This window comes from Arthrobacter pascens (assembly GCF_017052465.1).
GTDB classification, from domain to species: domain Bacteria; phylum Actinomycetota; class Actinomycetes; order Actinomycetales; family Micrococcaceae; genus Arthrobacter; species Arthrobacter pascens.
This window is the reverse complement of the sequence record NZ_JAFHKT010000119.1, coordinates 56,717-66,309: the sequence shown is the minus strand read 5'-3', so window position 1 is coordinate 66,309 and position 9,593 is coordinate 56,717. Positions and strand designations below refer to the sequence as shown.

Below are 9,593 nucleotides of genomic sequence, written 5' to 3'. Positions count from 1 at the left end.
GGTCAGCGTTGGCATGGGTAACGTAGGACACGAGAGCCTCCTGGCGTCGAGATGAGTGTGGTAACCCAAATCGATACCGGAGGCTCTCGTTTCTTACATCACGCCACGCTGTTCACAACCTCCGTGGGAAATACACCTAGGGCCTTCAGACGGCGCAAATTAACTCGGTCAGCCCGGATGCCCCGCCGGCTGGCATTAACGATGCGGACGGCGAGCACCGACCCTCCCCCTTAGGTGCGGGCATGCTCTCAAGCTTCCGTGATTGCCGACGGGGAAAACCGGATCACGGCCGCCCTCCGAAGAAAAGACTGGAAGGAGCCTCGGGCTCGGTTGGGTCAGAGGCCAGCCGTGCGGGTCATTCGTGTCCTCCGAGGCGTGCGAGACCGCCCACGTCAGCAGCACACGATCAAATTATTACTACACCGGAAAGATGAAGGTCACTTCATGACACAGAATCCCGTCCCCGCCGCAGAAAACACCGATACAGCCGCTGGTAAAGAAAAAACCATTGGCAAGCCTGGAAATCCCGCCGCGGACACCTATGGAGCGTCCGAATCACGAGCGATGACTAAAGGACCGGAACCGGAAGGTGGGGCTGCGGACAAGGACGCTGAGGAGAACGAACCTGCCGCCGCAGCGGAGGACATGGATCTGTCACCTGTGGGACTCAAGGATGCCCCTGCGCAGGACGAGAACGAGCACAGCCTCGTCGATCCCGGAAACAGCTGATCTGACACGCTCACTGCAGCGACGGCCTCCTGACCGAACAGGCTCCCGCGGATGCTGTCTTCGCTGGTTCCGACCAAGCCTGTCTGTGGGTGGACTCCCGTGACAAAATAGGCGTTACGCACACCGTACCTGCGTTTGCGCTTCCGCTAAGGACCGGAAATGAAGAGAGAGCTGAAGGACGCCGCGAACGCGGTCGAGGATGCATCGAACTCGAGGGCTCTCGTGATTGCCGCCAGGGCAGGTTTTGCTGTCTCCGGCCTGTTGCACCTTCTGGTCGGCTTCGTCGCCATCCAGTTAGCACTGGGCAAGGCCGGACAGTCGGGACCGGCGGATCAGGCAGGTGCAGTCGCCCAACTCGCCGCCCAGCCGCAAGGTCTGCTGCTGCTGTGGGCCGGATTCGCCGCCTGCGTTGCTCTGGCTCTCTGGCAAACCAGCAACGCCGTGTTCGATTACGGTCAGCTGGAGGCCAGGAAGAAGGTGGGAAAGAAGCTTTCCGCAGCCGGTAAGGCGGTGGTGTTCGCTGTCATCGCACTGACGTTTGCTGCCTCCGCCAGCGGAAACAGCCAGACCAGTGGACAGTCCACCAGCGATTTCACGGTCGCCATCATCAAAGCGCCCGGGGGTGCGTTCCTGCTGATCGCCGTCGGGGCCGCGATCGCCATCGCCGGCCTTGTCTTCGTGGTCCTCGGCGTCAAAGGATCGTTCAAGAAGGAACTGCGGTTGCCACCCTCGGGCACCGCACGGTCCGTCGTGACGGGGCTGGGAGTGGTCGGCTATATAGCCGAGGGCGTCGCACTGTTTCTGGTGGGATTGCTGTTCATCATTTCCACCGTCAACGCCAACCCTCGGGAGTCCACCGGCTTGGATGGCGGGCTAAGGGCGCTGCGCGAGCAGCCGTACGGGGTTTACATGCTGACCGCCGTGGGCGCCGGTCTGGTCTGTTACGGGCTCTACCTGATGGTGAAGACCAAATTCGCGCGGATGTAAGCCCCTCGCCGACGCGGCCAGCTCCTGCTCAGCGACCGAATGACCGACTGCTCGCCGGCATGGTCTTGAACAGGCCAAAGCCCCTCTAACCTGCGGAAACACTCTGCCCGAGGTGGGACTCGAACCCAGTTCAACCCGTCTGACGACATGGACTTGTTCGTGCTCGTGCAGCAGCTCGATGCCTACGGAACGCCGCTGCAGCAGCTCATCGTGCCCAATCAGACCGCCGTGAGCCACGACCTACCGATCACGGAGCCACGATCCCGCTGCAAGCCCTCCGACGGACGGTTGAGGGTTTCAGTGCGCCACCTCGACGAGACGTTGTCGACTAATGGCCCGGGACGAGGCCCGGCGGACGGAAAAGTGCCAAGTCGCAGACTGTCTTGGGGTCCCAACTGTCTCGCTGGCATCTGCATAGCTCATAAAACAGGACAATCACATCTGAAATTGTGATGCCTCGTTCCGCGGCTTACCGGACCCGGGCGGAGGCACCCTGCAACACAGAGCGACTGGCGCGCTCACCGACCAGGGGCGCGGCAACTTTCGGCCAGTTGAGTAGGACGAGTTCAGGCGGAGGCGAGATCGAACCGATCGAGGCTCATGACCTTGTCCCACGCCTGGACGAAGTCGTTGGCGAACTTTTCCTTCGCGTCCTGGCAGGCATAGACCTCCGCGATGGCGCGCAACTGCGAATTCGCCCCGAATACGAGATCGGTCGCTGTTGCCGTCCATTTGGGCTCGCCCATGGTGCGGCCGCGACCCTCGTAGACGTCTTCCTCGGAGGCGGATGCCTTCCACTCTATGCTCATGTCGAGCAGGTTCACGAAGAAATCGTTGGTGAGGGCCTCGGGCCGGTTGGTGAATACGCCATGGTCGGACTGCCCGGAGTTGGCTTTCAGGACTCGCAACCCGCCGACGAGGACCGTCATCTCAGGTGCGGTCAAATTCAGCATGAAGGCACGGTCCACCAGGAGAGTCTCGGCCGGCAACTGCTGTCCAGCGCGGACATAATTTCGGAAGCCGTCCGCTTTCGGTTCGAGCATGGAGAAGGACTCGACATCCGTCTGCTCTTGGGATGCGTCGGTTCGGCCCGGTACGAACGGTACCGTGACCTCGACACCTGCGTTCCTTGCTGCCTGCTCGACGGCCGCGCACCCGCCCAAGACAATGACGTCGGCAAGGGAGACCTTCTTCCCGCCTGGCAGTGAGCCGCTGAAGTCCTGCTGCACCTGCTCGAGGGTCTGCAGCACCTTGGCCAGTTCGGCGGGCTCATTGACCTCCCAGTCCTTCTGCGGCGCAAGACGAATGCGCGCCCCATTTGCCCCGCCACGCTTGTCGGTGCCGCGGAAGCTCGCCGCCGACGCCCACGCCGTGGAGACCAGTTGGGAGATGGATAGCCCAGAGTCGAGGATCCTAGCCTTGAGGGCCGCGATGTCATCCTCACCGATCAGCTCATGGTCGACGGCGGGAACGGGATCCTGCCAGAGCTGCGGCTCCGGGACCCAGGGACCGAGGTAGCGCGAAACCGGGCCCATGTCGCGGTGCAACAGCTTGTACCAGGCCTTGGCGAACGCCTCAGCGAGTTCCTCAGGATGCTCATAGAAGCGCTTCGAGATCGGCCCGTAGACCGGATCCTGCCTCAGGGCCAAGTCCGTGGTCAGCATCATGGGCGCGTGCCGCTTCGACGGGTCGTGGGCATCGGGAACCGTGCCTTGTGCCTCGGGATTCCTGGGCTTGAACTGCTTCGCCCCGGCGGGGCTCTCGGTGAGCTCCCAGTCGTACTCGAACAGGTTCTCGTAGAAGCCGTTGTCCCACTTGGTCGGCTCCTTGGTCCACGCGCCTTCGAGCCCGCTCGTGAGCGTGTACTGGCCGTGGCCGGTGCCAGCGGAGTTCTTCCAGCCGAAGCCCAACTGCTCGAGGGGTGCAGCCTCGGGCTCAGGTCCGAGGTTGTCCGCCTTGACGGCGCCGTGGGTCTTGCCGAATGTGTGGCCGCCTGCAATGAGTGCGACCGTCTCCTCGTCGTTCATGGCCATCCGGCGGAAGGTCTCGCGGATGTCGTGGGCGGCTGCCAGCGGATCGGAGTTGCCTTGGGGCCCCTCCGGGTTCACGTAGATGAGGCCCATCTGCACGGAAGCGAGAGGACTCTCGAAATCTCCAGGCGCGCTGTAGCGCTCGTCCCCCAGCCATGTGTCCTCTGGGCCCCAGAAGATCTGCTCTGGTTCCCAGATGTCCGTCCGCCCGAAGCCGAAGCCGAATGTCTTGAACCCCATCGACTCCATGGCGACGTTGCCCGCATAGACGATCAGATCGGCCATAGAGATCTTCCGGCCGTACTTCTGCTTGATCGGCCAGAGCAGCCGGCGAGCCTTGTCCAGGCTGGCATTGTCCGGCCAGCTGTTGAGCGGAGCGAAGCGCTGCGCACCGCTGCCGCCACCGCCCCGGCCGTCCTCGACGCGGTAGGTGCCGGCGGCGTGCCAGGACATCCGGATGAAGAGCGGACCATAGTGGCCGTAATCTGCAGGCCACCAGTCCTGCGACGTGGTCATCACCTCGATGAGGTCCTGCTTCAACGCCTCGAGGTCGAGAGTCTTGAACTCCTCGGCGTAGTTGAAGTCCACGTCCAGGGGGTTGGCCTGGGGCGAGTGCTGATGCAGCACCTGCAGGTTGAGCTGATTGGGCCACCAGTCCTGGTTGGTCCTGGGCCGACTCGGTTTTACAGTCGGAGAGGGAATTACCGGGTTCTCGCTTTCGCTGCCGTGTTCAGACATGTCCTGTTCTCCTACCCCTTGTTCGCTTCTAATGGCTAGTCACTGTTGTGCGAATTGGTCCGTGGACCGCTGCCCGGCGGGCCGCTGAGCACGCTGGGAACGTACTCGAGCAGCTGGAGCCGGCCGTCGAAGGTCCTGCTGTCCACCATCTCGAGTGCGACGTCCGGATAGCCGTCGTAGATCCGCTCCCGACCGGTGCGGCCCGTGATCACGGGGAAGACAACCAGCCGGAACCTGTCCACAAGGCCAGCGGTCAGTAGCGACCGGCAAAGACTGAGGCTCCCGAGGGTGCTCAAGGGCCCGGTCCCGGTCCGTTTCATCTTCCGGACGGCCTCCACCGCGTCCCCGGTGACCAGCTCCGAGTTCGGCCACGTCAGCGGCGCTTGCAGGGTGGAGGAGAAGACAACCTTGGGCACGGCGGCAAGGCCGGTCAGGCTGGCCCCTTCATCCTCGGAGAACCCTGAGCCCTCGGCCGCGGCCTCTTGCGACATGCTGGACATCAGCCGATAGGTGTTCGCCCCGAGAAGGAAGGTGTAGCCCTTCTCCCCCTCCTGCTCGAGCCAAGCCAGGTACTCCGGCCCCTCCAGACCCCACCAGCCGGGCCACCCCTCGGCCGAGGCATACCCGTCCAGGGATACGATCAGGTCCACCATCAGGCCCGCTGATGACGCCTTCGCAGTTGCCTCGCCCATCGCCGTCTCCCCGATCTGATCGACATCGATGTCCGCTGGGCCCCTCAGCCGAGGACAGCCGGGTTCCCATCCGGGTCTAACCAAGCCACGGCCTGGTCGGCACCACGTTGTCGATAGATGCGGCTTCGACGCCTGTGCCGGAAATGCTATCCCCGGAGCGAGTAGACGTTCAATAGGCCGCAGCGACTCAGCGCCGGCGTTTCCCTGTTTACTTAGCGACTTGAACGTGCACGTATCCCATGCTTTCACTGATTTTTAGGCCGGCCTTTTTAAGCTCGTCAATCAACCCGGGCAGCTTTTCAGGTTGGAACCTGAAAGACGGACCCGAGATGCTGACAGTTCCAATGACAGTTCCCTCGTGGCCACGGATGGGAACGGCGATGCCGTTGAGTCCGTCCTCGAGTTCTCCGCGGACCGTGGCGTAGCCAGATTCTGCCACTGCCAGAAGTTGCGCCTCGAGTTCTTGCCGCGAGGCGATGGTCTGCTTTGTAACCGCAGGCATACCCAAGTCGCGAAGGACGCGGCTGCGCTGTGCGGCCGATAATGATGCCAGGACATTCCGGACCACCCGGTGGTGCACGTCTCATACCACGACGCCCGCGCCTACTGCACGTGGGCCGGGAGGCGCCTGCCCACCGAAGCCGAATGGGAATACGCCGCGCGCGGCGGCCTGGAAGGCATGCGGTACCCCTGGGGCAACGAGCTCACCCCGGACGGGCAACACCGCTGCAACATCTGGCAAGGCACCTTCCCCGCATCGAACACGCGGGCCGACGGACACCTCGGTACCGCCGCCGTCGGCTCCTTCGCGCGAACGGGTACGGCCTGTGTATGAGATGGCCGGAAACGTCTGGGAATGGTGCGCTGACTGGTTCCTGCCCAAGTACTACCGAAACTCCCCAGCGGACAACCCGCAAGGACCCACCATCGGCGCGGGCAGGGTTATGCGCGGCGGCTCCTACCTCTGCCACGAGTCCTACTGCAACCGGTACCGCGTCGCGGCACGCACCTCAAACACGCCAGAATCTTCCTCCGGCAAACTAGGCTTTCGCACCATAGCGTTGAACTGAAGCAGGCACCGTCGACAGCAAGGGAACCCCACATGGCAGATGCTGACCCCCGGAGCGGTGGTGGACGAAGCGGACTTTCCGCCCGGATCCTGCTAGGCGGAACCGAGCCCGATCCACGGTTCACCCTGGCCAACGAGCGCACCTTCCTGGCCTGGATCCGCACCTCTCTGGCCTTGCTGGCGGGCGGCGTCGCCGTCGAGGCCTTCATGGCGGACCTCTTTGGCCCGGAACTTCGCAGAACCATAGCGGTGCTCCTGCTGATGCTCGCCCTCGTCATCGGCGGAGGTTCGTTCTTCCGCTGGCTGAACGTCGAACGTGCCATGCGGCACAAGACCCCGTTGCCGCTGCCCTGGATCGCACCCATCCTGGCCGCTGGCGGCGCCCTCGTCGCGGCCGTCATGGTCGTCTTCGTCCTGGTCCGCGCCGCCTGACCCGTGCCGACACAGGGCAATACCCCAACACACGGCGATGCCGGCCTCCAACCCGAGCGCACGGACCTTGCCTGGGGCCGCACCACCTTGTCCTTGGTGGTAGCCGCCGCCATTTTCCTGCGCTGGATGCCCCACCACGGATGGTTCGCCGGCACGCTGGTGGCCGCCGCCGTCCTGACCGCCCTGGCCATCAACCTCAGCCGCAGGCGCCGCCTCCACAGTGCCATCCGCGGCATCCAACAGAATGCGATGGTCCCGGACATCGCATCGACGGCGGCCGTCGCAGCGAGCGTCGTCGTCCTCGCCGTCCTGGGGATCTACACCGTCCTCTTCTTGCCCCTCACATAACTGGCAGCGGCGGGAGCACTGCCACGAACCCCGAGCGCCTGCCGTGCCGCGCCGATGTCTCAGGCGGAGGTCGGCACGATGTTGTGGTTGAGGCGGAAGAGGTTGTGCGGGTCGAAGCGGTTCTTCAGTGCCACCAGTCGGTCATATGTGTCCGGCCCGTAAGCCTGACGCGCGGCCCCGATGATGTCTTGTCCGATTTCTGCGCCGAGGAAGTTGACGTACTCGCCGTGCTCACCGAACGGCTGCATGAGAGCGTAGGCGTTCCTGGCGAACGCGCTCAGCCGCTCGTCCTCCGCCGGGTCGTGCCAGAAGCCGTAGATATTCAGCCAGTACTTCGCCGAGCGGTTGGGAAACGCTGTGGTCTCCTCCGGCACACGCCCGAAGGCCCCTTCCATGTGGTGGATATCGATCCCGGTCCCGGACCATGTCACCTCAGAGGCGAAACCGACCAGAACGTCGACGGCCACCTCGTCCATCCGGGAGAACGACACGTTCTTCCAGTAGCCCCGGGAGCCCTTGGGAAAAAGGCTGTCCATGGCAGACTGCCACTCCAGCCAGGCGGTCGGCCCGACTTCCTCCTCGTCTGGGGGCGCGGCATCGCGCAGCTGCCCGATCAGCTCGAGCCCGGGCTGGTGGTTCTGCGAAGCCCAAGCGAAGCCGATGATCATCCACGGCTCCTCGCCCATCTCGAAGTCGGGCGGGAGCACCAGGAAGGAGACAATCGGGTTCATCTCCTCGGGCAGATCCTGCGTCCACCGATCGAAGGCTCTCAGCGCGCACTTCCAGCGGGTCGGGCGGTAGAAGAAATTTCCACCCAGTACGGCAGCGGGCAGCGGCCGGGCGCGGAAGGTGAAGGACGAGACCACGCCGAAGTTCCCGCCCCCGCCGCGCAACCCCCAGAACAGCTCGGGGTTCTGCTGCTCGCTGGCGTGCAGGTGCTCTCCGGTGGCGGTGATGACATCGGCGGAGTCCAGGTTGTCCAGGCTCAGACCGTTGGACCGGGTCAGCCAGCCCACCCCTCCGCCGAGGGTCAGTCCGGCAACCCCTGTGGCGCTGATCACCCCAAGCGGCACGGCCAGTCCGTGCGTTGCGGTGGCCCGGTCCACGTCTGCCAGGGTCGCCCCGGGCTCGACGGTTACGAGCCGGTGTTCCACATCGACGTCCACCCCGCGCAATTGGCCGAGATCCAGCACGAGACCGCCTTCGACAGTGCCATGGCCGGCGATGTTGTGCCCGCCCCCGCGTACGGCAAGGGGCAGGCCGGTGCGCCGGGCTGCCTGCAGGACGGGATCGATGTCTCCCACGGCTCCCGCCCGGATGACGGCCCGCGGACGCACGTCAATCATGCCGTTCCATACCGCCCGGGCCTCGTCATACAACGGATCCTGCGGCTCGATCACCGAGCCTGCCAGGTGCCTGCGCAACTCCTGCAGGACGCGGTCCTTTTCGCCGTCCTGGTCCGCCTGATGCCCTGTGCTCATCGGTCTGCTGCTTCCGTTCCATCGGGGTTTGGTACACCTGGTCCTGTAGTGGATTCGATCTCGAACAGCTCGCGGTGTCGCCAGTATAGATTCGACCGGTGCGCCGAACAATGGACTTCGAAGGATCCTGGTGACCTTCGGTGCGACCCGGTTTGGGTGGGCGGGGTTGGGTCGTGAAACCATACGGAGCGTGACCCAAAAGATTGCGTACCAGGGTGAGCCCGGCGCCAACTCCCATATCGCCTGCAAGCAGATGTTCCCCGTACTGGAAAGCGTTCCGTGCGCCAGCTTCGAGGACGTCTTTGAACTGGTGGCCAGCGGCGAGGCGGATCTGGCCATGATTCCGATCGAGAACTCGATCGCCGGTCGGGTGGCGGATATCCACATCCTGCTCCCCGAGTCCCAGCTGCAGATCGTCGGCGAGTTCTTTCTGCCTATCCACTTCGACCTGCTTGGCATCCCCGGCAGCACCATCGACGCTGCCACCGAGGTCCACAGCCACATTCACGCCCTGGGCCAGTGCCGGCGCCTGATCCGCGAAGCAGGATTGCGCCCCGTCATCGCCGGCGACACTGCGGGATCTGCCCGCGAAGTGCGGGAGTGGAACGACCCCGCCAAACTCTCCCTCGCTCCCCCGCTCGCGGCCCAGATCTATGGCCTGGAAGTGCTGGCCTCTCGCGTCGAGGACGACCCGTCCAACACCACCCGATTTGTGGTTCTAGCGCGGGAAGCGGAACTGCCGACCCGGCACGAGTTGCCCGGACCGGCAGTGACCAGTTTCGTGTTCCGCGTCCGGAATGTCCCGTCCGCGCTCTACAAGGCCCTTGGCGGTTTTGCCACCAACGGCGTGAACATGACCCGGCTGGAGAGCTACATGGTGGGCAACGAGTTTGCTGCCACCATGTTCATGGCCGATGTCGAGGGCCACCCCGCGGACCTGCCGTTGCAGCTGGCCTTGGAGGAACTGGAGTTCTTCACCACCGAGGTCAGGATCCTGGGTGTGTATGCCGCCGCCGAGTTCAGGACCGGGGAGGCAGCGAACGACTGACCTACCTGCTTGGAGGGACGGCGAATGTTCCGTTTCAGG

The 9,593-nt window shown here is 64.1% G+C and carries 9 protein-coding genes and 1 pseudogene; 6 read left to right on the top strand and 4 right to left on the bottom strand.

The annotated features are described in order from the left end of the window. The first annotated feature begins 444 nt into the window (after positions 1-444). Both JYA52_RS06410 and JYA52_RS06405 read left to right on the top strand, forming a co-directional pair. A complete protein-coding gene (locus JYA52_RS06410; protein WP_205652364.1) occupies positions 445-729 on the top strand; it encodes a hypothetical protein in 285 nt (94 codons plus the stop codon). A 159-nt stretch (positions 730-888) separates the two neighbouring features. Continuing rightward, the gene (locus JYA52_RS06405) at positions 889-1,716 is read left to right on the top strand and encodes a DUF1206 domain-containing protein (RefSeq protein WP_205652363.1); all 828 of its coding nucleotides are present in this window, start codon (positions 889-891) and stop codon (positions 1,714-1,716) included. Between the two features lie 566 nt (positions 1,717-2,282). On the opposite strand, the gene katG is transcribed toward JYA52_RS06405, so the two are convergent. The 3 genes from katG to JYA52_RS06390 form a co-directional block, all read right to left on the bottom strand. Continuing rightward, on the bottom strand, positions 2,283-4,484 hold the full coding sequence (gene katG, locus JYA52_RS06400; protein ID WP_205652362.1) for a catalase/peroxidase HPI: 2,202 nt from the start codon (positions 4,482-4,484) through the stop codon (positions 2,283-2,285). Between the two features lie 35 nt (positions 4,485-4,519). Then, complete coding sequence (locus JYA52_RS06395) at positions 4,520-5,176, bottom strand: dihydrofolate reductase family protein (protein ID WP_205652361.1); 657 nt, start codon at positions 5,174-5,176, stop codon at positions 4,520-4,522. Between the two features lie 208 nt (positions 5,177-5,384). Further along, positions 5,385-5,678: an IclR family transcriptional regulator domain-containing protein gene (locus tag JYA52_RS06390; protein WP_240460022.1), complete on the bottom strand. Its 294-nt coding sequence runs from the start codon at positions 5,676-5,678 to the stop codon at positions 5,385-5,387. A gap of 51 nt (positions 5,679-5,729) precedes the next feature. Here JYA52_RS06390 and JYA52_RS23150 point away from each other — a divergent pair. From JYA52_RS23150 to JYA52_RS06375, 3 genes and pseudogenes are all read left to right on the top strand, one after another. Next, a pseudogene (locus JYA52_RS23150) lies at positions 5,730-6,246 on the top strand (formylglycine-generating enzyme family protein); the annotation flags it as partial. Positions 6,247-6,278: 32 nt separating this feature from the next. Further along, positions 6,279-6,677 carry a YidH family protein gene (locus tag JYA52_RS06380; protein ID WP_205652359.1) on the top strand — a complete coding sequence of 133 codons (399 nt, stop codon included), beginning with the start codon at positions 6,279-6,281 and terminating at the stop codon, positions 6,675-6,677. A gap of 3 nt (positions 6,678-6,680) precedes the next feature. Further along, entirely contained in the window at positions 6,681-7,025 is a 345-nt protein-coding gene (locus JYA52_RS06375; RefSeq protein WP_205652358.1) for a DUF202 domain-containing protein, read from the top strand. Between the two features lie 59 nt (positions 7,026-7,084). Here the strand turns inward: JYA52_RS06375 and JYA52_RS06370 are convergent, their stop codons facing one another. Next, positions 7,085-8,506: an FAD-binding oxidoreductase gene (locus JYA52_RS06370; protein ID WP_205652357.1), complete on the bottom strand. Its 1,422-nt coding sequence runs from the start codon at positions 8,504-8,506 to the stop codon at positions 7,085-7,087. Between the two features lie 190 nt (positions 8,507-8,696). Between JYA52_RS06370 and JYA52_RS06365 the strand changes: the two genes are divergently transcribed. Beyond that, positions 8,697-9,554 (top strand): prephenate dehydratase, encoded by an 858-nt coding sequence (locus JYA52_RS06365; protein WP_205652356.1) that lies wholly within the window; start codon positions 8,697-8,699, stop codon positions 9,552-9,554. The last annotated feature ends 39 nt before the right edge of the window (positions 9,555-9,593 follow it).